Annotated in this window: 31 protein-coding genes; 19 read left to right on the top strand and 12 right to left on the bottom strand. The window is 42.5% G+C overall.

Features of this window, described 5'->3' with window-relative positions; translation table 11 throughout:
• Positions 1-13: 13 nt before the first annotated feature.
• From GO816_RS09680 to GO816_RS09620, 13 genes are all read left to right on the top strand, one after another.
• A complete protein-coding gene (locus GO816_RS09680; protein ID WP_157541625.1) occupies positions 14-934 on the top strand; it encodes a molybdate ABC transporter substrate-binding protein in 921 nt (306 codons plus the stop codon).
• A gap of 4 nt (positions 935-938) precedes the next feature.
• Positions 939-1,679 (top strand): substrate-binding domain-containing protein, encoded by a 741-nt coding sequence (locus GO816_RS09675; RefSeq protein ID WP_117392405.1) that lies wholly within the window; start codon positions 939-941, stop codon positions 1,677-1,679.
• A gap of 163 nt (positions 1,680-1,842) precedes the next feature.
• Positions 1,843-1,989 (top strand): hypothetical protein, encoded by a 147-nt coding sequence (locus GO816_RS09670; RefSeq protein WP_157541623.1) that lies wholly within the window; start codon positions 1,843-1,845, stop codon positions 1,987-1,989.
• Between the two features lie 14 nt (positions 1,990-2,003).
• Positions 2,004-2,897 (top strand): LysR family transcriptional regulator, encoded by an 894-nt coding sequence (locus GO816_RS09665; RefSeq protein ID WP_117392404.1) that lies wholly within the window; start codon positions 2,004-2,006, stop codon positions 2,895-2,897.
• 9 nt (positions 2,898-2,906) lie between these two features.
• A complete protein-coding gene (locus GO816_RS09660) occupies positions 2,907-3,368 on the top strand; it encodes a hypothetical protein (RefSeq protein WP_117392403.1) in 462 nt (153 codons plus the stop codon).
• 115 nt (positions 3,369-3,483) lie between these two features.
• Complete coding sequence (locus GO816_RS09655) at positions 3,484-4,143, top strand: MBL fold metallo-hydrolase (RefSeq protein WP_157541621.1); 660 nt, start codon at positions 3,484-3,486, stop codon at positions 4,141-4,143.
• 46 nt (positions 4,144-4,189) lie between these two features.
• Positions 4,190-4,798: a Crp/Fnr family transcriptional regulator gene (locus GO816_RS09650; RefSeq protein WP_157541619.1), complete on the top strand. Its 609-nt coding sequence runs from the start codon at positions 4,190-4,192 to the stop codon at positions 4,796-4,798.
• A 59-nt stretch (positions 4,799-4,857) separates the two neighbouring features.
• Positions 4,858-5,661, top strand: coding sequence for a sulfite exporter TauE/SafE family protein (locus GO816_RS09645; RefSeq protein ID WP_157541617.1), 804 nt, complete (start codon positions 4,858-4,860; stop codon positions 5,659-5,661).
• Positions 5,648-6,208: a YeeE/YedE family protein gene (locus tag GO816_RS09640; protein ID WP_157541615.1), complete on the top strand. Its 561-nt coding sequence runs from the start codon at positions 5,648-5,650 to the stop codon at positions 6,206-6,208. Before GO816_RS09645 ends, GO816_RS09640 begins: the two co-directional genes overlap by 14 nt.
• Positions 6,205-6,615: a DUF6691 family protein gene (locus GO816_RS09635; RefSeq protein ID WP_198171470.1), complete on the top strand. Its 411-nt coding sequence runs from the start codon at positions 6,205-6,207 to the stop codon at positions 6,613-6,615. The genes GO816_RS09640 and GO816_RS09635 overlap by 4 nt, the downstream gene beginning before the upstream one ends.
• Position 6,616: 1 nt before the next feature.
• Complete coding sequence (locus GO816_RS09630; protein ID WP_157541611.1) at positions 6,617-7,954, top strand: MBL fold metallo-hydrolase; 1,338 nt, start codon at positions 6,617-6,619, stop codon at positions 7,952-7,954.
• Positions 7,955-7,956: 2 nt separating this feature from the next.
• On the top strand, positions 7,957-8,574 hold the full coding sequence (locus tag GO816_RS09625; protein WP_157541609.1) for a class I SAM-dependent methyltransferase: 618 nt from the start codon (positions 7,957-7,959) through the stop codon (positions 8,572-8,574).
• Between the two features lie 81 nt (positions 8,575-8,655).
• The gene (locus tag GO816_RS09620; protein ID WP_157541607.1) at positions 8,656-9,627 is read left to right on the top strand and encodes a YeiH family protein; all 972 of its coding nucleotides are present in this window, start codon (positions 8,656-8,658) and stop codon (positions 9,625-9,627) included.
• Between the two features lie 63 nt (positions 9,628-9,690).
• On the opposite strand, the gene arsB is transcribed toward GO816_RS09620, so the two are convergent.
• The 7 genes from arsB to GO816_RS09585 form a co-directional block, all read right to left on the bottom strand.
• Positions 9,691-10,755, bottom strand: a complete 1,065-nt coding sequence (arsB, locus tag GO816_RS09615) for an ACR3 family arsenite efflux transporter (RefSeq protein ID WP_127702889.1) — start codon at positions 10,753-10,755, stop codon at positions 9,691-9,693.
• Entirely contained in the window at positions 10,755-11,174 is a 420-nt protein-coding gene (locus tag GO816_RS09610) for an arsenate reductase ArsC (protein ID WP_127702888.1), read from the bottom strand. Before GO816_RS09610 ends, arsB begins: the two co-directional genes overlap by 1 nt.
• Positions 11,175-11,609: an arsenic resistance N-acetyltransferase ArsN2 gene (gene arsN2, locus GO816_RS09605; protein ID WP_127702887.1), complete on the bottom strand. Its 435-nt coding sequence runs from the start codon at positions 11,607-11,609 to the stop codon at positions 11,175-11,177. It abuts the gene before it with no gap.
• Positions 11,610-11,620: 11 nt separating this feature from the next.
• The gene (locus tag GO816_RS09600) at positions 11,621-12,190 is read right to left on the bottom strand and encodes a DUF6428 family protein (protein WP_127702886.1); all 570 of its coding nucleotides are present in this window, start codon (positions 12,188-12,190) and stop codon (positions 11,621-11,623) included.
• A 51-nt stretch (positions 12,191-12,241) separates the two neighbouring features.
• On the bottom strand, positions 12,242-12,574 hold the full coding sequence (locus GO816_RS09595) for an ArsR/SmtB family transcription factor (RefSeq protein WP_078346180.1): 333 nt from the start codon (positions 12,572-12,574) through the stop codon (positions 12,242-12,244).
• A 629-nt stretch (positions 12,575-13,203) separates the two neighbouring features.
• Positions 13,204-14,472, bottom strand: coding sequence for a DUF4374 domain-containing protein (locus GO816_RS09590; RefSeq protein ID WP_157541605.1), 1,269 nt, complete (start codon positions 14,470-14,472; stop codon positions 13,204-13,206).
• A 34-nt stretch (positions 14,473-14,506) separates the two neighbouring features.
• Positions 14,507-16,912 (bottom strand): TonB-dependent receptor, encoded by a 2,406-nt coding sequence (locus tag GO816_RS09585; protein ID WP_157541603.1) that lies wholly within the window; start codon positions 16,910-16,912, stop codon positions 14,507-14,509.
• A gap of 665 nt (positions 16,913-17,577) precedes the next feature.
• Here GO816_RS09585 and GO816_RS09580 point away from each other — a divergent pair.
• The 5 genes from GO816_RS09580 to GO816_RS09560 all read left to right on the top strand — a co-directional run bounded on the left by GO816_RS09580 (position 17,578) and on the right by GO816_RS09560 (position 21,526).
• Positions 17,578-18,531 carry a hypothetical protein gene (locus GO816_RS09580; protein WP_157541601.1) on the top strand — a complete coding sequence of 318 codons (954 nt, stop codon included), beginning with the start codon at positions 17,578-17,580 and terminating at the stop codon, positions 18,529-18,531.
• Between the two features lie 197 nt (positions 18,532-18,728).
• Positions 18,729-19,088 carry a nuclear transport factor 2 family protein gene (locus GO816_RS09575; RefSeq protein WP_157541599.1) on the top strand — a complete coding sequence of 120 codons (360 nt, stop codon included), beginning with the start codon at positions 18,729-18,731 and terminating at the stop codon, positions 19,086-19,088.
• A gap of 73 nt (positions 19,089-19,161) precedes the next feature.
• Positions 19,162-19,917, top strand: coding sequence for a helix-turn-helix domain-containing protein (locus GO816_RS09570; RefSeq protein WP_157541597.1), 756 nt, complete (start codon positions 19,162-19,164; stop codon positions 19,915-19,917).
• A gap of 27 nt (positions 19,918-19,944) precedes the next feature.
• Positions 19,945-21,102, top strand: a complete 1,158-nt coding sequence (locus GO816_RS09565; RefSeq protein ID WP_157541596.1) for an FAD-dependent oxidoreductase — start codon at positions 19,945-19,947, stop codon at positions 21,100-21,102.
• Between the two features lie 127 nt (positions 21,103-21,229).
• The gene (locus GO816_RS09560) at positions 21,230-21,526 is read left to right on the top strand and encodes a TIGR03643 family protein (RefSeq protein WP_157541595.1); all 297 of its coding nucleotides are present in this window, start codon (positions 21,230-21,232) and stop codon (positions 21,524-21,526) included.
• Positions 21,527-21,675: 149 nt separating this feature from the next.
• Here the strand turns inward: GO816_RS09560 and GO816_RS09555 are convergent, their stop codons facing one another.
• From GO816_RS09555 to GO816_RS09535, 5 genes are all read right to left on the bottom strand, one after another.
• A complete protein-coding gene (locus GO816_RS09555) occupies positions 21,676-22,536 on the bottom strand; it encodes an SDR family oxidoreductase (protein WP_157541594.1) in 861 nt (286 codons plus the stop codon).
• 98 nt (positions 22,537-22,634) lie between these two features.
• Positions 22,635-23,252 (bottom strand): TetR/AcrR family transcriptional regulator, encoded by a 618-nt coding sequence (locus GO816_RS09550; RefSeq protein ID WP_157541593.1) that lies wholly within the window; start codon positions 23,250-23,252, stop codon positions 22,635-22,637.
• 173 nt (positions 23,253-23,425) lie between these two features.
• A complete protein-coding gene (locus GO816_RS09545) occupies positions 23,426-24,202 on the bottom strand; it encodes an SDR family oxidoreductase (protein ID WP_157541592.1) in 777 nt (258 codons plus the stop codon).
• 53 nt (positions 24,203-24,255) lie between these two features.
• On the bottom strand, positions 24,256-24,834 hold the full coding sequence (locus GO816_RS09540; protein WP_157541591.1) for a TetR/AcrR family transcriptional regulator: 579 nt from the start codon (positions 24,832-24,834) through the stop codon (positions 24,256-24,258).
• Positions 24,835-24,961: 127 nt separating this feature from the next.
• Complete coding sequence (locus GO816_RS09535) at positions 24,962-25,492, bottom strand: NAD(P)H-dependent oxidoreductase (RefSeq protein WP_157541590.1); 531 nt, start codon at positions 25,490-25,492, stop codon at positions 24,962-24,964.
• Positions 25,493-25,585: 93 nt separating this feature from the next.
• On the opposite strand from GO816_RS09535, the gene GO816_RS09530 reads away from it, so the two are divergent.
• On the top strand, positions 25,586-25,948 hold the full coding sequence (locus tag GO816_RS09530) for a winged helix-turn-helix transcriptional regulator (protein ID WP_157541589.1): 363 nt from the start codon (positions 25,586-25,588) through the stop codon (positions 25,946-25,948).
• Positions 25,949-25,992 lie beyond the last annotated feature (44 nt).

The raw sequence follows: 25,992 nt of genomic DNA, 5'->3' as shown, positions 1-25,992 counted from the left end.
TATATAAACCATCATGAAATATCTTCAAAAAATAACATTTGCAATAACAGCAATAACAGCCTTGAGTAGCCAGGTAAAAGCACAGGATCACCGATTTGATCCACCCTGGAATACCCCGCCTGAAAGCAAGGTGCAATTTACCGTCCCGGGAGTCGACAATGTACCCGATCTGTTCGGCGACATTAACGACCCGCAACTGGTGGTATTCTTTGCCGGAAATCAGTTCATGTGTATAGACGACCTGCTGGCCGCGTTCAAAAAACAATACCCGCAATACCAGCGTGTATTTGCCGAAACCTTGCCACCGGGCATACTGGCTAAGCAGATCATAGGTGGCAGCATTGTTATTGGGAACATGCGTATCACCTTGAAACCCGATGTTTACACTGCAGGAAAAAGCCGGATCGATCAGATGCCGGAATATTTCAGCAAGACCGCACCTTATGCCTACAACCGTTTAGCTATTATGGTGCAAAAGGGTAATCCTAAAAAAGTGAAGGGATTGAAAGACCTTGGGCGTAACGATGTGCGTGTAAGCATGCCCAATCCGGAGTGGGAAGGAATTGGTAAACGTATAGAGGAAGCTTATGTAAAAGTGGGCGGTGAAACCTTAAAAAATACGATCATGGATACCAAGGTTAAAAACGGCAAAACTTTTCTAACCCAGATACACCACAGGCAAACGCCAATGCGCATTATGTATCAACAGAGTGATGCTGCACCGGTATGGTACACCGAAGCCTATTATCAGAAAATGATCGGTTACCCGGCAGATATGGTGGAGATCCCTGAGAAAGATAACATCAGCGCCACTTATGTGGCCGGACAATTAAAGGCCGCGCCGCACGCGCAGGCTGCGCAGGATTTTATGGACTTTTTAGTAAGCCCGGTAGCCAAATCAATTTACCGGAAATATGGTTTTATAACAAAATAACAATATGAAAAGATCGATCATTATCATAGTTCTCATGGCCAATGTAGCTGTGGCCTTCGCCCAAAAAGACACCCTTCACATTTACGGACCCGGCGGCCCGCTTTCAGCCATGCAGGATTGCGCTAAAGCATTCACCGCTAAAACAGGTATTCCTGTAAAAGTAACCGGTGGCCCGGAACCGAAGTGGCTTTCACAAGCGCAGGCAGACGGCGATGTGATCTACGGCGGTGCGGAATATATGCTTACGCAGTTCATGCAAACCCATCCGGGAATGGTTGATGCAGCCACACGTGTGGAACTTTATAAAAGACGCGCGGCCATATTGGTAAGGTCGGGGAATCCAAAACAGATCACAAGTTTAAAAGATCTTGCCAAACCCGGTATAAAAGTGCTGGACGTGAACGGAGCCGGGCAGTTGGGCTTGTGGGAAGATATCGCCGGTAAAGAAAACCTGATCGGCGCGATACAAAAAAACATCGGCGGTTCCTACGCCAATACCGCGCTGGGCATCGAGGCCTGGAAGAAAGACAAAAGCTATGATGCCTGGATCACCTACGCATCGTGGCACAATAATTTGAAGGATGTTACGCAAGTTGTGGAATTGTCTTTGGCATCACGCTTATATCGTGGTACGCCGGTAGCACTTACATCCAATACCAAACAGGCTACGCAAGCCAAACAGTTCATTCAGTTCTTGCAAAGTGTCGATGGCCATGTGATATTTAAGAAATGGGGCTGGGAATAAAGCTCATATTTAAAACCCTAACATGAACTGAACGACAGAATCAGCCTGTTTTTGCCTTATATGCTTGAGCTGTTTTTCATAACCTTAGGCTATCAACCATCTGTTTTGACGATGAAAATGACTTGGTGTTATGATTGATCTTTGAGTTATAAGCAAAGAGATCATGAAAACTATTCAACGTTATGTACATTATCAATTTGATGACCAAGCAATAATAATTGGCAACAAGGTTATAAATATAGCTGTATCAGTCATCGCCTTGGCAGCAGCTACTTTCCCATTTTTGTTGTTATTTTTCCGACTTAGCTAATAACATTTATCAGTATGTTCGATTTTCGATTACAGGTTTTTCATACAGTGGCCAAGAGGCTGAACTTTACTAAAGCTTCTGCTGAGTTGTATATCAGCCAGCCTGCGGTAACCAAGCATATCAAAGAACTGGAGGAACAGTTCAAAACGACGCTGATAGAACGTAGCGGGAATAAAAAAATATCGCTCACACCTGCTGGCGAAATGTTGCTGGCTTATGCGGATAGACTGGCCGCTGTTTACAACGAGCTGGACTTTGATATGAACCTGCTGATCAAAAAACATTCGGGTACGTTGCGTATCGGTGGCAGTAATACGGTTGCGCAATACGTGATCCCCCCGGTATTAGCCCGGTTCCACGAAAAGTTTAGAGACGTACAAGTGAACCTGGTGCCCGGTAATACTGAGCAGGTGGAACTGGCATTGTTAAACAAAGAGATCGATCTGGGTATAGTAGAGGGCATCCTGCGTAATCCGCAACTCAGCTATCAGGAATTTTTGAGTGATGAACTGGTGCTGATCTGTAGCGCCTCAAATACTTTTAAAAAGGACAGCATTAAACCGGAAGAATTAAAAGATTTACCCTTATTACTACGTGAACCAGGTTCAGGGACTTTGGACGTCATTGCTCACGCTTTAAAGCCTTTCAATATTAAGTTATCAGATCTGAATATCGAGATGCAGTTAGGCGGCACGGAAAGTATAAAGTCTTATTTGCTACACAGCAAATGTTTTGCATTTGTATCTGTGCAGTCGATATTAAAAGAACTAAAATACAACGAATGCAGGATCATTGATATCAAAGATCTGACTATAGAGCGTCCATTTTATTTTATCCTGCCACACGGTCAACCTTCATCGTTAGCAGAAATATTTATGCGATTCGCTAAAAGCTATAAGAGCCTATAAGCCTCTGATATGACTGAAAAGAGAAATAAAGTCATCATCATGTTTATTGCTGAAGCGCCTGGTTCTATCGATAAACATTTTTATTTAAAGAACACCAATTTATTCCGGGCAATGCGCACGGCCTTTGAACAGGCTTTTGGTAAATTTAGTTCTGCTGACGACTTTCTTGACTTTTTTAACAAGTCCGGATGCGTCTTGGATCACCTTTATCCTTTGGGTAAAGAAATATTGACTAAACCAACGGGTTATGCTGCCCGGCAGTTGGCAGATCGCATGCGTTCGCTTCAACCTGATCATGTTATTATTCTAATGAAGCGTATTGCTCCCGTTATCTGCAAAGCTGCCGTCGATGCTGATTTTCCCTCGTCTAAAATTCTAATTACAGCATATCCAGCAGGAAGTGAAAGGAACAGGCAGCTTTTTATAAGAGATGTATCAAATTGGTCAAAAAAAATGTTCGATAATATTTAGTTATCGTGATGTCTGTTTACCATAATAGATCTCTTTACGGCAATAGGATCTGATAGCTTGGTTGGGCTGGAAACTTTCCCATCATTTGAGGGTTTATTTATCATATTCAAATGCTATGAAAATATCTAAATATATCCACTCTTGCCTACTACTGGAAAAAGACGGTTTTCAGTTATTATTCGATCCCGGTAAGTTTACATTTGCCGAGGACTTAGTAAAAGTGGAGCAATTTATTAAAGTCAATGCTGTCATCATTACCCATAGTCATCCCGACCACCTGCACGTGGAACAACTGAAAGCCATCGTTAAATTAAGCGGCGCTAAGATTTATACCAACAAAGAAGTCGCTAAAGAATTAAAAGAGTCCGGGCTATCTTATAACTTGGTTGAGGCCGGGTTGTTCGATATCGGTCCTTTTGCTTTGCAGGCGATCAATGTAAAACATGAAAATATTCTTGATAGTCCATTGCCTGATATGCAGGCCTACTTGATCGATGGCAGGGTCTTAAATCCTGCGGATTCTTTTGGCACTTATGATGATGAATTTCAACAGCCTGAATTATTAATACTGCCTGTTATGGCTCCGTTTACGACAGAGATAGCGGTAGCGGAGTTTGCTGATCATATTAAACCCAAGGCCGTACTACCGGTGCACGATGGCTACGCCAAGGAATTCTTTTTAAAACAACGCTACGAGACCTATAGTAAGCACTTTGAAAAACGAGGGATCGTATTTCATCAGGCCATGCAACCGGGTTTTAGTATTAGCATTTGAAGAAGCAGTATTAGGTAATAGATCTTAAGACTGCTAAATTTACTCAATGATACAGTTTGGCCCTGCGTTGCAATTAGAATTAGAGGCAAATAGCCAGCGTAAGCAGTTGCCTGCCGGTACGGTGCTGATGTCGTCAAACAGTTATGTGCGTTCGTTGCCGGTGCTTTTATCCGGCAGTATGCGGGTGATGCGGCAGGATGAGGATGGCCGCGAAATATTACTTTATTACATTAAGCCCGGCGAAAGCTGCATCATGTCATTCCTGGCCGGGATACATGAAGATACCTCGAAAGTACACCTGGAGGTGGAAGAGGATGCCGATGTACTGATGTTGCCCATTACCAAAGCCAGCGAATGGATAAAGAGCTATCCCGAATGGGCCGATTTTATCTTTAAGCTTTACCACCAGCGTTTTGAGGAATTACTCACGGTAATTAACGAAGTGGCCTTTCAAAAACTGGACGACCGCATTGTTGAACTGCTGAAGAAGAAGGCTGCGGTATTTAATTCCCATGAATTTCAGATCACTCACCAGCAACTGGCAGAAGAGCTGGGTACTACCCGCGAAGTCATATCACGCCTTTTGAAGCAAATGGAAAAGAAGGAGATGATCGCCCTTTCTCGCAATAAGATCACTTTAAATTTCCCTGTGTAACATAAGTCACCAATTGCCTGGCTGAAAGCAGATAGCTTTGTTCCATTAATCATCAGGTTTTGGAAATAGCAGGTTACGCAGCTTCGGTTTTAATTGGTTTGTCCCTTGGCTTAGTTGGCGGCGGTGGCTCTATTCTTACCGTACCTATTCTCGTTTATTTTTTTGCTATCGATCCGGTGTTAGCGACCACTTATTCTTTATTTGTAGTTGGACTAACCAGTACCGCAGGCGCGGCCAGCCATTACCTAAAAGGCAATGTGGATGTTAAGACCGCGTTGATCTTCGGTTTACCATCCTTGGCCGCCGTATTTACCATGCGGAGATGGATAATGCCGGTGATACCAATTCACTTACTTACGCTTGGACACTGGGCTGTTACCAAAAGCATGTTACTGATGCTGGTTTTTGCCGCTCTGATGCTGGCAGCATCCCTTTCGATGATCCGGAATAAAAAGGAAGATCGTGGTAGTTCCCTAGAGCTCAGTTATACAAGATTAATTTTCCAGGCCATAGCTGTTGGCCTCATCACTGGTTTTGTAGGCGTTGGCGGTGGTTTTCTTATTATTCCCTCACTGGTTTTGTTCGCAGGTTTGCCAATGAAAAAGGCGGTGGGCACTTCACTTATAGTAATGACCATAAGCTCGCTGCTGGGTGTATTGGGTGATATCACCGGGCATGTAGTAATAAATTATGCGTTTTTAGCCGTCTTTTCGGGTTTTGCCATTGCCGGTATCATCCTCGGCAGTTACCTCACGCGGTTCATCAGCGATACTCGCCTGAAGCCTGCCTTTGGCTGGTTTGTATTGGCTATGGGTATCTTTGTTTTAATAAGCACTTTAACTAACTCACATGGACATCATTAAACAACCGTGGCCCTGGTATGTAGCCGGGCCGTTGATAGGGCTAATCGTGCCGGCACTATTAATATTAGGTAACAAAACATTCGGTATCTCATCTACTTTGCGGCAGATATGCGCGGCTTGTATCCCGGCAAATATTTCCTTTTTTAAATACGACTGGAAGAAGGACACATGGAATTTGTTTTTTATTGCAGGCATCGTTATAGGCGGATTCATCGCCGCGCATTTATTGTCCGATCCCGGACCGGTGGGCATCAATCCTAAAACCATTGTTGCCTTGCAGCAGCAGGGCATTAAAGATTTCAGCGGTTTACTGCCACAGGATATTTTTAGTTTCAAGGCGCTAACCACTTTAAAAGGGTTTGTGTTTATTGTAATCGGCGGTTTCCTGGTTGGCTTTGGTACGCGCTATGCCGGTGGCTGTACTTCAGGTCATGCCATTATGGGTGTTTCCTCTTTACAATGGCCTTCCCTGGTAGCTACCTGCTGCTTTATGATCGGCGGCTTTGTAATGACCTGGTTGATCTTACCTTATTTATTACAGCTATGAAGAACCTCAAATTTTTACTGGTCGGGATGTGCTTCGGTATCATCCTGATCAAATCCGAAGTGATATCGTGGTTCCGCATACAGGAAATGTTCCGCCTGCAAGCCTTCCACATGTATGGCATCATCGGCAGTGCTATTGTAGTCGCCATGATCTCCATCTTGTTGATCAAACGATTCAATATCAAAACGATCCATCAAGAAGCGATCATCATCCCGGATAAGCAGTTTAACTGGGGCTATGTTTATGGTGGTTTGATCTTCGGATTGGGCTGGGCGCTTACCGGTGCGTGCCCAGGCCCCATATTCGCGCAGATCGGCAGCGGCATTTTGGTTACAACATTAACGCTGCTGAGCGCCGTTGCAGGTACCTGGGTTTATGGTTTATTACGTGAAAAACTTCCGCATTGATATGAAAATTGAACAATTTGAAGATAAAGGACTATCACATTATTCTTACGCGATATTAAGCGAATGCGAAAACAAGATCGTGCTGATCGATCCGGCAAGGGATGTTACGCCGTACCTGTCTTTTGCAAAAGCACATGATGCCAACATCATCGGTGTGATCGAAACCCATCCGCACGCTGATTTTGTAAGCGGGCACCTGGAATTACAGCAGGTTACCGGAGCGGTCATTTATTGCTCCAAGCTATTAGAGGCTGAATATGCACATCAAACATTTGATGATGGTGACGTGATCGCATTTGGTAAAATAAAATTGAAAGGCCTGAATACCCCAGGTCATTCGCCGGATAGCATCAGCATTGTTTTGGAGCATAATGGTCAGGACAAAGCCGTATTTACCGGCGATACGCTGTTCATTGGTGATTGCGGTAGGCCTGATCTGCGTGAGCAGGCCGGAAACCTCACTGCGAGGCGTGAGGAATTAGCCCAACAAATGTATCATTCACTGCGCGACAAATTGTTGGTGTTGGACGATGCGGTTTGGGTTTACCCGGCACATGGCGCAGGTACCTTATGCGGTAAAGCGCTAAGCGATGATAATCGCAGCACTATCGGCGCAGAAAGAGCGGGCAACTGGTCGTTACAGGAAATGAGCGAAACTGAATTTGTGCAGACCTTGCTGGAAGAGCAGCCATTCATACCAAAATACTTTGCATATGATGTTGCCTTGAATAAGCATGGCGCACCACCATTACAACCAGCATTAGCTGGCGTTCCGGCCAAAAAACCAGTCGAGCTGAACAGCGAAATGTTTATTATCGACGCCCGCCCTGAACAGGAATTTAAAAAAGGGCATTTGCCGGGATCGATCAATATTCAGAATGGCGGCAAATTTGAGACTTGGCTGGGCAGCATCATCGCACCCAAAGAAGCTTTTTATTTAGTAGCTGAAAACGAGGAGAAACTAAAGCAAGTAATCGGTAAAGCCGCTAAAATCGGCTACGAAGCTTTTTTAGAAGCCGCATTTGTGATTGACGGAGGCCACGAACAAATGGCAGAACTGAACTTTGCTCATTTTGCTGCGCACCCGGAGCAATACACGATAGTCGATATCCGAAACGAAGCTGAAGTAAAAGCGCAGCCGGTTTTCCGGAATGCTCTTCCTATTCCACTATATGAACTGCGTGAGCGTTTAGCGGAAATTCCTTTCAGTAAACCTATTGTGGTGCATTGCGCCGGAGGCTACCGCAGTGCTGCCGGCAGCAGTATTGTTGCCAACGCATTTGATTCGAAAACCAACGTGTTCGATCTTAGAGAAGCGATCAAAAAGTTTATATCTTAACAATGGCTGATAAAAAAGAACACTGGGAAAACGTTTATGCACAAAAAAAGCTGGCCGAAGTAAGCTGGTACGAGCCAATACCAGAAACCTCGTTAACGATCATTAACAGCTTAAATCTTCCAAAAGATGCAGCGATCATTGACATTGGGGGTGGTGACAGCTTAATGGCGGATCATCTGCTGGCATCGGGTTACACGAATATTACCGTATTGGATATTTCTGCCAAGGCTATTGACAGGGCGAAGTTTCGGTTGGGTGATCAGGCTAATGAAATTAAATGGATCGTAAGTGATGTGCTGGATATGGAAATTGACGATCAATACGACCTTTGGCATGACCGGGCAGCATTTCATTTTTTGACCAATACAGCAGATCAAAGCAAATACGCTGAAGTGGCAGCTAAATATTTAAGCGCTAATGGAAAACTTATCATCGGGACTTTTAGTATCGACGGCCCTGAAAAGTGTGGCGGATTAGCGGTTGAACGTCATTCACCTGCTTCGTTATCAAACATTTTCCGGGAGCACTTTCATTTAACGGGGAGTATGGAGCATATCCATCATACGCCATTTAATACCGGGCAGCTATTTAACCACAGTTGGTTTCAAAAATTACCATAACCTTTAGTTATCGACCATCGCCTTTTATGATAAAATTTATCACTAAATAAGACGGAATTTTGGGTATCAAAAGCAAAGATCATGGATACCCAACATCAGTTAACTCAAACCCATACATTTCTTCACCTAAACGAAAATACCCGTAAATTTATCTTTATCATTTGCGTGGCTTTATGCCTTACACCAATCGTCAGCCCGGCTATCGCGCTGTTATTAGGCTTGGCGGTCGCGCAATTGTCAGGTCACCCATACCTGCATTTAAATCATAAGGCTACACACCTGTTGTTACAGGTATCGGTTGTAGGGTTGGGTTTCGGTATGAATGTGCATAGTGCCATGCAGGCTGGTAAAGAAGGCGTGCTGTTTACCATCGCTTCGATTAGCAGCACTTTACTCTTCGGTTTCCTGATCGGCAAATGGCTGAAGATCGAAAAGAAAACTTCTTACCTGATCTCAAACGGTACCGCTATCTGCGGTGGCAGCGCCATTGCAGCCATCTCTCCGGTAATCAAGGCTGAAGAAAAACAGATCTCTGTCGCTTTAGGTTGTGTGTTTATACTGAATTCTATTGCGCTGTTTGTGTTCCCGGTAGTCGGGCATTACTTCAACTTATCACAAACCCAGTTCGGTTTATGGTGTGCCATTGCCATTCATGATACCAGTTCAGTTGTCGGGGCTGCCAGTAAGTACGGCGCACACGCTTTAGAGGTAGCTACTACAGTGAAATTAGCCAGGGCGCTGTGGATCGTGCCGATCGCATTTTTGTCGACCTTTCTGTTCAAAAACCAATCTAAAAAAGTAGCTATTCCTTATTTCATCGGGTTATTCATTCTGGCAATGATCGCCAACACTTACATGCCTGTCGTCAAACTAATCAGCCCCTATATGGTAATGATCGCTAAGGCGGGACTCACCTTGACCTTGTTCCTGATCGGTGCCGGTTTATCTCGCCAGGTGTTGGCTTCAGTAGGATTCAAACCTTTGGTGCAGGGTGTGGTATTGTGGATATTGATCTCAGTAAGCGCTTTGTACGCTATCCTGCATTTGGTATAGATGAACATGGGGTCAAGAAGTATCAAATACCCTGTTTTCGGTCGGTCATTTTATTTTTTAGGATCAGGCTGGGTAGTATTTGGTTCTAAACCAAAAAGCCAAATTCACTAATGCTATCAGCGCCGGAACTTCCACAAGCGGGCCGATCACACCGGCAAATGCTTCACCTGAATTAATGCCGAACACGCCGATGGCAACAGCGATAGCCAGCTCAAAATTGTTACCGGTTGCCGTAAAGGCAATAGAAGTCGATCTTGAATAATCGGCACCGAATGACTTGCCGATAAAAAAACTGGCAATAAACATAATGGTAAAATAGATCACTAATGGGATAGCGATGCGCACTACGTCGAATGGTATTTTTACGATCAGATCACCTTTTAAGCTGAACATGACGATAATAGTGAATAGCAGGGCGATCAAAGTTATCGGCGATATGAAGGGTACATATTTGGTATTGAACCATGTTTCGCCTTTCAGTTTAATGAGCGTATAACGGCTGATCACGCCCGCTGCAAATGGAACACCTAAATAGATGCCGACCGACTTGGCAATTTCTGCGATCGTGATGTTAACGGCCAGACCTTTTAAGCCGAACAAGGGCGGCAGGAGCGTAATGAATACATAAGCATAAACACTGTATAATAGCACTTGGAAAATACTGTTTAAAGCGATCAGGCCAGCGGCATATTCGCGGTTGCCCTCAGCGAGTTCGTTCCAAACCACAACCATAGCAATACAACGTGCGAGGCCAATGAGTATCAGGCCGACCATATAATCAGGATGATCCCGTAGTAAAGTAATAGCTAACACGAACATCAGCACCGGGCCGACAATCCAGTTGAGGATGAGCGAAGCACTCAATACCTTAGTATTACGGAATACTTCGCCCATTTTCTCGTATTTCACTTTGGCCAATGGCGGGTACATCATCATGATGAGGCCAATGGCCAGCGGGATATTGGTCGTACCGCTCGAAAAGGAATTAATAAAAGTGGCCGATGAAGGGAAAAAATAACCAAGGCCAACACCAATGGCCATCGCCAGGAAGATCCACAAGGTGAGGTAACGGTCAATAAAGCCTAATCGTTGTCTTTCAACGGTCGGCGCGCAGTGGTCAATACTCATTAGTCCTTTAGGTTTTCGTTCACGAAATTCCTTGCGTATTGCCTGATCATTTCCCGCACTTCGCGAAACTGCTCCATAATTTGTTCATCGGTACCGGTAGCTTTGGCCGGGTCCGGAAAATTTTGATGTAGTTTAATGGCCTTGGTTGGAAAGTAAGGACAATTCTCCTTCGCGTTATCGCAAACGGTGATCACGTAGTCGAAGGCGATGTCGGCATACTCATCTACGTTGTTGGAAGTATGACCGGATATATCTATACCATCACGTTTCATGATCTCGATAGCTTTGGGGTTTACGCCATGCGTTTCGATACCTGCGCTGTAAATAGTTGCTTTGTCGCCTGCAAAATAACGCAGGTAACCTTCGGCTATTTGGCTGCGGCAACTGTTTCCTGTACAGAGCACTAATATGTTTTTCATTTATAATTTAATTAGTGGTTTTGACATAACGACTGCCGAAACCGGGCAGACATGGGAAAATTCGGATGAAGCTTTTAACGGTTCGGGCACTTCTTCCCGGCTGATGCGTTTAAAGCCATGGTTTTCAAAATGACCAGGAGCTGTTTCTGTCAGCAGAAAAAGCTTGGTCATGTTTTGATCTAAGGCTGTAGCTTCAATTTTTTGCAAGAGTTGAGCGGCGATGCCTTGTTTTCGGAAATTGGGGTGAATGACCACCGAACGCAATAGGCCATTACTGCCGTAGATCTCCACTCCGGCGGCCCCGATGACTTCGCCATCGTTAATGGCGACAAAGAAATTGTTCAGTGTTTCCGGCAGATCTGCATAAGGTAGTTTGGCCAAACTTAAAAGTTCAACTACTTCTGCTTTGTAAGGTTGCGCAGCTTTGATCTCCATGATGAAGTTGTTTAACAGCAGCCCCCGCCCGGTGTGCAGCAGGCTTCAGCGGGTGCAGCCAGGTTCACTAATTGTACTTTTGGTTTTTCAACGACCGCAGGCGCACAACATTCCTCACCCTTATCATTCGTGCCGCAATTGCCGCCGCGACCAATAGCCTTGCATTGCACCGCATCCGGGCGCAGGTCAACGGTTAAAGCATTTTCACTCACGATCATTTCATTGGGGAACATTTGGCGGGTATCAAATTCAGAGTTACCGAACTCGATCTTTACTGTACCGTTGGGGTTCAGTGGCAGCATTTTCTCGACGATATCCACGATAGATAAAGCTTTGCCTACTTTCATCGATTGCTCTTGCTGTTCGCCCTCCGGCACCCAAAGCTGTACGATAATTTCTGTCCAGGCATTCATTACGCCGCCGCAATCCACGGAAGTGATCGGCGCTTGTTTGATCTCGGTGATATGGTAAGCTGGATCTACCAGTTTGCCTTCTGCATATTGGAATTGCAGGTCAAGGTCCGAATGCTGTAATAAGGTATCCTTAAAGGTTTTCCAGTTGATTGCTTCTATATTATTCATGGCTGCATGCTTTATTTATTGCAATATTACGATAGATTAACTCAAAAAATTTTAACAGCAATTGTCTTGCTTTTCTTTGTAAGAACCAAACAGTACATTTAGTTCCAGTTGTAGTGCTTTCCAGGCTTTCGGCTCAATGCAGTAACAAACGCTAACACCCTCTATAGTGCCTTGTATAAGCCCGGCGTTTTTTAGCTCTTTCAAATGTTGTGAAATAGTTGCCTGCGCAAGCCCGAGTTCTTCAACCAAATCACCACATATACAAGCATTCGCTGCGATAATATGCTGCAAAATAGCAATACGTGCAGGATGCGCAATAGCTTTTAACTGCACTGCCAGCTCGTTTTGCTGCTTGTTGAATATGTCCGTTTTGGTGATGCCCATAATTAATATCGCAATATTACGATATAACAACAAATTTTCCAAATTTTATCATTTTCGTATATTTGAATAGTCAATAAAGTGGGCACCTAACTAAGCACCTGAAGATTGACTTTCTTTGTAATAAGCTGATAATAAGCACATTTTAGAAAAAGGTTCGAGCCCAGGTGGGCGCACAAACTTGCCTCTGTCGAGGTATCGAAACCCCTTAAATCAGCGATTTAAGGGGTTTTTTCATTAATTATCCCCTTACTAACCCTTTGTAAAGCCAGAGTTCTCGTTACTATCCGACTACCTGTTTTTTGTTTTTACCTTAGGTAACACAAATCGATTCAAGAGATTGAACTTCATTTAGTTACAGCGATAAAAGTTGGTCAAAAGCCGCTTTTTATATTGTGCTTGTGTTACCTGTGTGTTACCTCAAAAAATGGGATGAAGTATGAAACATTTAAACTCAAAAATTAAATTTTATGCAAACATCACAGTCGTTCGGTATTCATTTTATCGCCCTTTTGGACAAAGCGCAAGATGGAAAAGAACCTGTTTGTGCCTGAGTTACGGTCATTAGCTTCAACAAGAAGACAACGGCTGCTCTACAGCAGCCGTTGTGTCAAATTCTATATCGACTCTTATTATTTAGCAGGGTGCGGAGCGATCAGCTGAACGCTCACCGAACCACCGCCATCCAAGGTGAGTCCTTTTTTGAATGAACCATTGACAGCATCAACTTCGTATATACCCGCTTCTGCGCCCACAGGCGAAATGCTGGTATAATATTTACCATCATATACCAGAGGGGAGCGCACCATCGCTACAGGGCTAAGCGGGGTATTGATCAGCGTAGCTGTTTTATTGCGCAAGTCCAATTTCACCAACTGACCAACGTCTTTCAGGCGATCACGCACCGATGTCATCATTTCTTCGTATTGCACGCTACCGATAGCAATGCCGTTGCTTACATAATTCATGCCCATTAAGCAAGCTTGTTTGCCCAAAGGTGTTGTTACATCTAAAAAGTAGTCCGGATCAAACTCAGCCGCGCCTTTCTTAATGCGCACCACGCCCGATTTGCCACCAGCACCTGTCCAGAATTTACCGGCGCTGGCTACGAAATAATGATTACCTTCTTCGTCGGTGGTCAATGACGATAAGTAATCGTACCCTATACCACCGGCAGTTGCGTTGGTTTTGATGACGTGCATATTGGTCATGGCCGGATAGTCGTACACCAGCGCTCTTACACCGTCCACATCATATGCAGCCGTTGCACTATTATAGAAGTAGCCGCCCACAATAAATTTACCATTATCAACAAAGCCACGGCCTACCGCGTAGTTTACACTTGGTTTGGCAGCATCATAAGGAACCGCCATGGTACCTTTTGCCTCAACTTTAAATTCATTGAGATTGATGCGGGCCCAGCCAACGGTGCCGCCATTGGCATCAAGCGCACCTAATACCAGCATGGTGTTATCGTTCACGATATTTAAGGATTGAAAATAATTTGGCACCACGCCATCGGTGAGGATATAGGCTTTTTCTTTCAGACTACCATCAGCACCCATTTCGTATTGTATGAAACGTTTCATGGGCAGGTTCATCAGGTAAACATATTGCTTATGCCAGATATAGCGTGAACCGTTGGCTTCCAAACCCTTGCCTTTGAAGGTCAGCGAGCCGCTGGTCAAACTGGGTACTGATGCCACATACTGGAGGTCGGCGGTCCAGCTCGCAACAGTGAATGCACCTCCGGCTGCCTGAGGGTCTGAACCATTGTTACCGGTATTGCAATTTTTACATTCAGTTACACTATTGTCTTTGCTGCATGATGTAATGGCTGCTATAAAAAAGGCCAGTCCAGCTATAACGGTCAGTGATAATCTTTTTAGAAATTTAAGCATTGAATTTATGATTTGATTATGAATAATGAATTGATTACTGAATGAGATAACGCAGCTTGAGGCTGACAAAGCGCCCGGGCTTTTGCAGGAGGTAATTATCAAAGACCTGCCTGTCGAACAGGTTACGACAAGCTAAGCTGATGCTATACCGACTTTGCTGTAGAGCATAGCTCAAGCCTGCATCCTGCACAAATTGTGTGGGTATTACAAGTTTGGTATCTGCAGCCCCCAGGCTGGGCCAGCCCAGGTAGTAGCGTTGTACGAAATGCGTGTTGGTATAAAAAGTAAATTTATTCTTCAGATGAAGTGCTTGGTCCAAGTAAACGCGGATCTCTCCATTAGCCAATAAGTATGGGATATTGCGCAGCCGATCATTATATACAATGCTCATTGCGCCGTTAGGCTCAAATTGTTGCCGGTTGCGGATATCCTGGTAAGTAGCGTTAGCTGATGCCTCTAACCATTTATTATGTGCATAATTCAGTTCAAATTCTGCACCCATAGCACGTACCTGGTCAAGGTTCTCATAACGGGCAGTACCCATCAAGTCCGATTCGCCAAGCCAGATCAGGTTACGGGTATTGCGGAAGAAGGTCCCGATTGATGCCTGCAAACGGCGAGCGCCCCAACCAAATGTTTTATGCAGTGATAAATTGATATTCGTGCTTTTTTCGGGTTTAAGCGATGAAGAGTTCAGTACAGTGCTACCGTCGCCCAGTAGCTCCAGCGCTTCAGGTAATCGGGTGGTATTTTCTGCCGAGAGTTTAAGCAGGTATTGACCATCAAAAGCAAACTTGCCTGCATAACCCAGCCCCCAAGCACCATCACGGGTATCACGGTAAAATAGTTCTTTATTCTGGCTGCCATTGTTGTAATCGTACACCGAGGCTTTGGCCTGGTAGCTGAAGTATTTAACGAAGATGGTATTGGTAAAGCGGTCATTCAGCACTATGGCTTCATAAGATATTCCGGCTACCTGCTTGTTCATATCCTGTGGCAAACGGAAAGGAATAGCCCATTCTGCAGTTGATATTGCGTCAGACCCCGAACGTGAGGTATTGTTCAGCGTATAATTAAAATTAAGGCTTTGCTGTTGAGCAAGCGCATAAGACAGGTTTAGCCTGCCTAATGTTGTACGGTCACTGAAGGTGTAGATCGTCTTTGCCGGACTACGAATACCTCCCAACTCACCGTTAACCCGACTGTCGAAGGTCTCGCCGTTCCATTTGTACTTATACGAGCCGGTGTCAATAGTTGTACCGTTCAGCTTATTGTATGAGGCATAGGTATCAATATTCAACTTAGAATCAATGAACCCACGTTTTGCATAGCGCACCGAAGGCATAAAAAAATCTTCACGGTAGCGCACATCCCCATAAACATATGCCATGGTACGCCCGGTTTGAATGCCCCGGTGCTGATCCGCCTTAGTGATTCCAATCAGCAACTGGTCTGCCCAGCCAACATTTGTATAACCAATATCAGCTTTTACGGTATATGACCGGTAATCATCATTGAAGCGCCTGAACCGGGGGAAACCCGGTATCGGCCTGCCGTCCTCACCAGCCACTTCAACCGTTGGCCCCCATACCTGGTAGTTATTGTCTGAGTAGTTATAAAAAGAGTTGGTCTGCAAGGTGAAGCCGGAATGGTGACGCCACTTGCCGGATATAGCAGAACGATTCGTTTTAAAAGAGCCGTAGCTATGCGAAAGGTCAAGGTAGTTTTGTACTTCGCGGCGGGTAACCAGGTTAATGGCGCCGCCCAGGGCATCTCCACCAAGTTGGACAGGGGTAACCCCTTTATAGACCTCGATCCGGTCGATAACGTTAGCCGAAAAGTTGTTAATACTAAAAGACCTTCCGAAGCTTTCCATGGGGATGCCATCAACAAAAAATTTGACCGCCTTGCCGGAGAGTCCGTGTATAGAGTAGTTAAACTCAGATCCCAATCCGCCACTTTCCTGAACGCGTATGCCTGACTGGCCGTCCAAAAGCCTGTTGATATCAATATCCCTTTCTGCAATCTTTTTTGCATCAATAACTGTAACCGCGAATGGTTGCTGACGGGTAGCCTGGACCACGGTCAAACCGTGTACATTTACAGTTTGCAGATCATGTCGCCGCTCCTTAAGCTGAACAACCAGCTGTTTCGGCAAGCCATTTTGAAGAATTACTTCCTGTTCGCCCAAAATAAACCCTATTATGGATACTTTGATTTTGTAAGTACCGGGTGTCAGTTGCGATAAAGTAAAATTGCCATTGACATCAGTGATTGTTTGTTTCCCTGAGCCATTTAGCTTTACAGTAGCACCTGCAATTGCGGCACCTGTGGTATCGGTTACACACCCCGTCAGCGAAAATTTTGATGCTGTCTGTGCGTAACTACAGGAAAATAGGGCCAATAGAATGGCCGTTAAGAAAATCTTCTTAAATTGCATGGCTGTCTTGTTCCTCCGAACGGGTCAGTAAATCTGCATTTGCAGTCACGGTTACGTAGTTCCCGCTACGTAACCATTTTTACTATTAGTAATTTAATTCTTATGAGCTGAACCACTGTTGCATCTGGCGCTGAACGGTTCTGTTAATTTTCCTTTAATTCATCTGTTATTGCTGTTATGACACTGTATTTATCAAGGTGCCCGACAAACTTTAATGTTTGCCAAATATAATTATTTAGACTAATTAAAAATAGCATAATCTCAATTATTCATATTTTTGGTTCAATATAAACTTCATCGAGTGTGCCCGCGTCAAATGGAATTGTTGTGCGCACAGTCAGACCCTGTCATTACACTTTTGTTTATCTCGTAAGTGATTAACGGTAAGGAATAAAACAATACTATGCACCAAGTGGGCGTACGTTACCACTTTGTCTGGGAATATAAATAACTTGAGCTTTAATCTAGAGGCATTACGTTAGTGCATTTAATAAGCAAAAGAACAGCTATGAATATTTGTAAAACAAGCTACCTGCTTTAAGAGTTGTTCGAATATTTTATCAGGCATAGATAACGCTGTGATACAATTTTGAAATGTTTGATTTAAAAGTCACTATTCACGCATGTCTAAAAGTTCATTTAAAGTTTAAACAATGCAACAAATCTTGAAAAATTCGCTTTTAGCAATACTTATAATTATATTTTCAACTGGATGTAATCGGTCAAAAAAGAACCAAGCATCGGTTTATCTCAAATCCGATACCGTTGTTTTGAGCAAAGACGAAGTTGTATTTATTTCGCCAAGTGATAATAGTATTGAAAGCCTTAAGAAGAAACATGGGGATGATTTTTATACGATTGCTGATGATGCCAATAACTATTTTGCTGAAGCTGCAAATTACCTCGACTCTTTAAAAGTTAGTTACAAGAACTTTGATGACAACAAGGTTATAGTCTTTAACCAGAACAACAAAGTTATCCAAATTCCCAGGCACACCAGCCCTTGGTACGTTATCTTCTATAAAAACGGAAAGTATGAAACGCTGGATATGATCAACGTTCAAGAAGACTATCCTAAGTTTTTTAACGATAAAAGCCCGGTAGATCATGACAATCTTAACGTTAAACATATCATAGATTCCATAGCCAAGAAAAAATACTATGTGGTGGAAGAACAAGAGTGTGATATAAATACGGACGGATATGACGACAAGATCATCGTCTTTGGATACAATGGTGATATAAACACACAAGACCCTGCAACTAAAATAGCACCTGTTGCTCTTTTGATAAATGAGCAAAATAAGAGATATAAGGTATTAGTTAATGGAAACATATATCCAAATAACTTCGGCGATGCTTTCAAAAAGTTAGCTGTTAAGAATAATTTCTTCACCATTGAATTATTAAATGAGATCCCCGATCAGTATTTGTCAGAAAAGTTTATAACGTTCACATTTAACGAAACTACAAAAGAGGTCGTTCTATCAAAATACGGCGAAAACATCAATTGGAGTGACGGAAGAAAAGACGAAATACGATGTTCAGATAGTGATTTCGGAAAGATTTTATACAAAGAGTATGATTCTAATACAATCAAAGCCAAATGCAGTAAATGAGTCTTTGTAAAATACTGTTTTGAAGCGAGCTGTTAATGTGCAAATCTCAAGACTGATGTGCATAAACCATTCCTTAATAATTAGCGGTTTCAAGCAATTTCACTTTACACGCTTTTTTATATTGGTCCTCAATTTTATGAAAGTGTTATGGTGATAATTGATACAAATATTCCACTATAACTCAAACTTAAATTGTGATGCGAGATCAATCAACAATCATCGAGCGCTTAATTCAAGCAGCTTATAGTGGATTTAATACACGCAATATTAACAGCGTGCTATCTTTGGTGCACCCTGACATACACTGGCCAAAAGCATTTGAAGGTGGATATGTGAATGGCAGAAAGGAAGTTGAAACTTACTGGACAAGGCAATGGAGTGAAATTAACCCGATAGTTAAAACATTAGCAATCAAAGAACTTGAGGATGGGAGGGTAGAGGTGTTAGTGTATCAACTTGTGAAGGACCTGGAAGGAAATGTAATTTTTGATGATAATGTAAAGCACATTTATGAGATACGAGACGAATTGCTTTTTAAAATGGTTATTGAAGATTGATAAATTGGTTGTCTGATTTGATGATAATTAACTTTACAGGTTCCATAAAATTGCTCAACTAAAAATCGTAATAATGGACAATGGCTTCAAACTTAAGTTTCTTGCTCCGCCTTCATCTGTAGCAGCCTTTGTAGAAAATATTGGTATGTTTCAGAACGAAACGGCTGAAACCAAAGAAGTTGTTGTGTTGCCCGATGGCCGTATAGACCTGTTTTTTTGGCGAAATGGCAACGAACCTTTCCAGGTTATGTTGATGGGCCTGGAAACCGCGCCCGAGCAACGCTATGTGCTGCCGCAAACCAAAGTATTTGTCATTAGCTTTAAGCCGCTTGCTGTAGAATATATTTTAAAAAATTCAATTGCCGGCATTTTAGATACCGCTAAAACACTACCCAATGATTTTTGGGATTTTAATGAGGAAATTTTAGAAGATTTTGATGCGTTTTTCGAGAAAACTGTGGCGAAAATCACCTCGCTCATTCCAAATGAAATTGACGGCCGGAAACTTAAACTTTTCGATCTCATTTATACGTCGAAGGGGGACTTGTCTGTAGCTCAACTTGCCGAACAGGCGGCGTGGAGCAGCAGGCAGATTAACCGGTATTTCAATCAGCAGTTTGGCTTATCCTTAAAAGCCTACTGTAATATTTTGCGGTTCAGGGCCTCACTGCAACACATTGCACATGGCAAATTATTTCCTGAATTAAATTTTACCGACCAGGCCTATTTCATAAAGGCCGTAAAAAAATTTGCAGGTGTGGTGCCCAAAGAACTATCACGTAATAAAAACGACCGATTTCTACTATTATCCCTTTTAAAGCAAAAGTAGTTTTGTGCCGTATTTAAATTATACGGTATGTTATTACACAACAAACAAGTAGCCATTGTAGGCGGTGGTCCCGGTGGCTTAACATTAGCAAAATTACTACAACTCAAAGGCATCGGCGTCAAACTATATGAACGAGATACTAATAAGGATTCTCGCGTGCAGGGTTCTCCTTTAGATATGCATGAACACTCCGGAATGGCGGCATTGCGTGCAGCAGGCTTGGAGGAGGTATTCAAACAAAACTATATGCCGGGTGCCGATAAACAATTGATAGTAAACGAGCAAGCCAAGGTATTTTTTAGCGACCATGACAAGCCAGAAGAAAATTTTGGTTACCAACACTTCCGCCCGGAAATAGACCGGGGAATGCTCAGGAATATCTTATTAGAATCTTTGCAAGCCGATACAGTAGTTTGGGGCAGCCATTTTACTCTAATGGAAAAGCAAGGCGAAGGCTGGTTATTACGTTTCAAAGATGGTAAAACAGCTTATGCCGATTTGGTTGTTGCAGCAGATGGGGCCAACTCTAAAATAAGGCCTTACCTAACCGATGTTAAGCCATTTTACTCGGGCATTACGATGCTGGAAGGCAATATAACTGATGCTACAATCAACGCCCCACAGGTTAACAGTTTAATAAACGGCGGTAAGATAATGGCCTTTGGCAAGGGTAAGAATTTACTGCTTGGTCAAAAAGGTAACGGCGATATTGGCTTTTACGCCAGCCTTAAAGTTCCCGAAAATTGGGCAGCAACAAATGGATTAAATTACAACGACAACCTACAAGTATTGAATTGGTTTAACCAAGAATATGCCGGATGGAGCAGTATTTGGGATGAACTTTTTACCAATGCAGAAACGCCATTCATTCCACGGCCAATTTATTGCATGCCTTTGGAGCAAATGTGGGAAGCACAACCTAATCTGACTTTGCTGGGTGATGCCGCACACGTGATGCCACCATTTGCCGGTGAAGGGGCCAACATGGCCATGCTGGATGCATTGGAACTAAGCTATTGCTTAACAAACACTAATCACTCAACTCAACGGGAAGCTATAACTGATTATGAAACGCGTATGCGCGAAAGATCGGCGGAAGCCGCCCGAGAATCTTTACTTAACGGCGAACGCATGCACTCTGACACGGCTTTGCAGGATATGCTTAGCTTTTTTAGTAAGCATTAATTGTTAGTCGTCAACTGAGCGCTACAAATAAACGCAGGAAAGCAGGTGTATCAATGTTGATCTGCTTGTTTGGTAGTTGTTTTACTAGCCTATACCAACAATAGGACATGGTGTGCGTTGTGAACAAATGGATAATAATAAATCAGGCATTCAGCTAAGCGTTAAAGATGTAGACAGGATTGTTGAGATGGCTTGGGAAGATCGTACGCCGTTTGATGCTATACAAATGCAGTTTGGATTAAGCGAGAAAAATGTGATCGATCTTATGCGCAAAGAAATGAAACAATCAAGTTTTAAAATGTGGCGCGAAAGGGTTCAAGGCCGAAGCACCAAACATTCAAAATTGCAATCAGAAACAATCACACGGTTCAAATCAAATCTTCAAAGACACATTACTTTGAATAAAATCAGTAAGAGAAGTTGACGTGCACACTAATATATTGATTTTATACTTTTTACTTGTTGTAGTCTAACTTAAATGAGCCACGTCTGGATGTAGAAAATAGGAGGGGCTTAGCTAATGCAGGCTTTCACCTGCATTAGCCAATTTACCAATCCTTAAATCATCGAAACTTATTTGTTGAGGAATTTGTCCTTGTTTTCTTTCGCAAATTCGAAGAAGGAGCGGGGCTGGCGTCCGGTTAGTCTCAATACCTCTTCACCCAAATCATGATCATGATGCTTGGCAACAACTTCTGCATATTGGTTAATGAGACCGTTTGCCAACCATTTTGATGCACCTGTGGCTCTTAACAAAACGCGAAAAGCAAAAGATGGTAAGTTTAAATATCGGACTTTCTTTTCTATGGCCTTTGAAATCAGCTTGGCTGTATCTTTCATCTCCAGCGTTTCAGGCCCATTAAGGTAATAGGTAGCTAGCTTATGATCACCTTCAGTCAGTACACTGTATGCAACGCTGCCAATGTCTTGCGCATCAATGTAACCTACAAGCCCCTTGCCGCCAACCTGCGGTAAATATCCTTTTGAAATAGGCTTGGTCATTGCCAAAAAGTTTTGCATATAGGCGGTGGGTTTAAGTATTGTCCAGGCTAAGCCTGATGTTCGAAGATGGTGATCAATATGTGCATGATTTTTTGCCCAAGGTACTAACGACCGCAAATTTGCATCTGAGGCAGACACCCTTACAATGTATTCTATATTTTCTTGTTTGGCTATGTCAATGGCCTTGGTTTCACACTCCAGTTGTTTTTCATTTGGAGGACTAACCAGAAACAGTGAAGTACAGTCTTTCATTGCCAACCTCAGGCTTTCTGGTTTTTCGAAATCACCTAACACGGCATCAATCCCTTGCTTACGCAACTTTTCCAATTGATCTTCTTTTCGGCACATGGCACGAAACTGTTTGTTGTTTTCAACCAAAAGATCACATAGTTTTTGTCCAATAACACTTGTAGCTCCGGTTACTAAAATCATAATCCAATCGTTTTAATTTATATGTAGTATCTGAAAATAAAATTCATCACACAGTCGTAACTCAAAAATTGACCAATAGTCATTTTTTGGAAAAAAAATTAAGCTTTCATTCCGCCAACAATTATATCAGCATATAACTCAAGTAAATCTTTCCTATTGAGCTTAATAATCTCTTCAATAAAAACTTTTTTGGCTTCAATAAAATTCATTAAACCCATACAACTTCCCCAAATAATGTAAGTACAATAGGAGGTATCAAGATCGCTTTTAATCACCCCTGCTGCCTGGCATTTTTTCAAGTGATCGGTAAAGTAGTTCTTCATCTCCAGGCTTATATCCAGATAGCTTTGCACGTTACTGCTGAAATCGGGTCGTTCCATATAAATAAACAACTCAAAATATTTAGGATACATCAAATAATACCTGTAAAAGGACATTATCATTTCCCGTAATGCAGTTAATGGATCATGCCTTTTTTTTTCCGCTGCTTTAAAATGATCAAGCAATACATTTAAAGCTTTAACACTTACCTCCGCAAGAACATCATCTTTGCTTTTATAATATTTATAAATGGTACCCTTAGCAACGCTTAAATGAGAAACCATTTTATCGATAGTAAAATCGTGAGCTCCAAACTCTTCTAATACCTTATCGGCAGCATCAATAATTTGCTGTTCTCTTTGTGATTTTGGAAGATGCTTAGTTCTTTTAACCATAAAATGACCGTTAGTCACTTTTAGACAACGTTGATTCTATTTTGTTTTCGTATTGTTATAAATTATTAAAGAGTTACAAAAAAATAGGAATTATTACAAAAGACCCGGCACATAGCCGGGTCTTTTTTTGATAAACTTGCACTATGCTTATTGCGTTAATGAATATATATATATTAACTCACTACAGGTAACGAACCGCCATCAATTGCATAGATTGTACCGGTTAGGTAAGCAGCCGATGGTGATACTAGAAAGTGAACCAGCTGGGCAACTTCTTCCGGTTCGGCCATACGCCCCATTGGTATACCACCGGTTTGTGCCATAAGCTGTTTCATTCCTTCTTCGGGCGTAATACCTGCTGATGCTGAGAAATCATTCAAAAACTTAACCATGGGTTCCGTTTTAGTTGCACCTGGTGCAACTGTAAGCACACGTATACCTTTTTCGGCCAACTCGGTAGATAATGCTTTGCTGTAACTGTTTAAAGCTGCTTTAGACACGGCGTAAGCCATGTTTAAATTCCACAAGGCTTGTTTACCTGCTACCGAAGATATATGTATAACTACTCCGCTATTTTGCTCAATCATTTGAGGTAACAATGCTCTGTCGAGCCTAATGGCAGAAATAAGATTGAGATCTAATTCCTGTTCCCAATGCGCATCAGTCAGTGAGCCATGTCCTCCGCCCGGAGTGGTGAGCCCGCCTACGTTATTTATAAGTATGTCAATACCACCAAAGGATTCCGTTATTTGCTGAGCAAGAGCAGCAACCTGGGCAGCATTGGTTAAATCGGCCGCAATGAAATGATGAGGCGTATTTTCAGGCGCTGTTCTGGCGCTAATGATGACTGTTGCACCTGCTGCTGCCAATTCATTGGCAATAGCGTTACCTATGCCTTTTGTACCACCGGTAACCAAGGCCTTTTTTCCTTTAAGATCGTATAATTCCATTTTTGCGAAATTTTAATTCTGAAACAAATGTTTCAGAATGAGTTAAAAAAAATTTATTTAGTTAATTGTTTAATAAAATATGCTGCCATACGTTTGATCTTGACGGGGTCTTTATGCAATATGTAAGACTCATACCATCCCGTCCATGTGCTGTTGAAATAGTCGGCCAGTAATGCAGGATCTTCATCATTCTTAATTTCGCCTTTATCCATTGCTTTTTGTATGAGATCATACAAAAACCGGTTAGAGCGTTGATCATCAGCCGCCAGAATCTGCTTAACCCGCTCGTCATTAGTAGCAACTTCAAATGCACTTTTAACCGCCATACAGCTGTCTTCACCATTTATAATTATATTCACTGCTTCATGAATATAATCAGTCAATACCGCCAATGGCGACCTTTCACTTGCTAAACGCAGGTCCCAGTCTTTTTTGCGAATGTTGGTATAGTGTTGCACGCATCGCACAAATAGCTCCTGCTTATCCCCAATAGTATTATAAAGACTACTGCTATTGATCTGCATGGCATCGGTAAGGTCACGCAGTGATGTGGCATTATAGCCTTTCTTCCAAAAAACTTCCATTGCTTTTTGAATTGCTAAAGCTTCGTCAAATTCTACATTCCTTGCCATACGTCACAAAGGTACGCAAATCTGAAACACTTGTTTCAGATTTGCGTCATTTTAAAGTACCGATAAAAAACTCAATTAATTATGATTAAGATATAAACGTGTATTGATCAATTAGCCGTTGTGATAATCAAAAATCAGAAAGGAAATTTATATAAGATTGTACACCGAGATTAATGTGCTCATCAGTAACATTGTATTCCATTCCGTAAAATGCAAACGGTGCCTGGTAGTTAGCTTTAACATACTCAAAGCTTAGCTCAAAAGGTCTTGTAAGTTCGTTTAGCGTGTATTTGTACTTTGCCGATTCACCCAACTCACTTTCATCAACACCTAATGAAATAGCCAAGGCTATTTTCTTACCCTCCATTTTATAGCCACTTTTACTTCCATAGGCCCACCCATGAGTCATTACTACATCTAGCCATTTCTTAAATAGTGAGGGAGCATTAAACCAGTAATAAGGAAACTGAAAGATGATCTTATCGTGCTGTTCGATTAAACGCTGCTCGGCTTCAACATCAATTTTTTCGTCGGGATATAATTCATATAATTGATGAACGGTATAATTTTCAGAAAGCTTTTTAAGCTCTTCTATCCATCTCTTGTTTATTACAGACTCACTGATATTTGGATGCGTTACAATAATTAGCGTCTTCATTGTTGTATTATTTGATATGATACAAACTTACGATGTCACTCAGCCTTTTGTATATTGCCTGCCCATTGTTAGGTACTATCAAAAATGTAAGTAATGAGCCAGATAAAGCCCACATCTACTAATTTTTCAAATAAGACAGCCTTAAGCGATGAATGTCCGGAGGCTTATGCTTCAAGCATTATAGGCGGGCAATGGACCTTAGTTATATGTTCGTGGTTGTTGAGTGGTAAGCTGAGATTTGGCGAATTAAAAAAGCGCTTGCCTAATATTACAGAACGGATGTTAACCTTGCAGCTACGTAAGCTCGAACAAAATAAAATTGTGAGTAGGGTGGTTTACGCAGAGGTTCCGCCGCGCGTTGAATATGAGCTAACTTCCATTGGTTATGCCTTACAACCGGTAATTAAAGAGCTGGAAAAGTGGGGAGAAAGTCACAAACAACTTACTAATGAATGACTTAATTCAGTTACATTAAATTGTGTGTCGATTGTTTTTCCGTC

This window comes from Mucilaginibacter aquatilis (assembly GCF_009755275.1).
GTDB classification, from domain to species: Bacteria; Bacteroidota; Bacteroidia; order Sphingobacteriales; family Sphingobacteriaceae; genus Mucilaginibacter; species Mucilaginibacter aquatilis.
The sequence above is the reverse complement of the archived record's forward strand: the minus strand, read 5'-3'. Positions and strand labels throughout refer to the sequence as shown.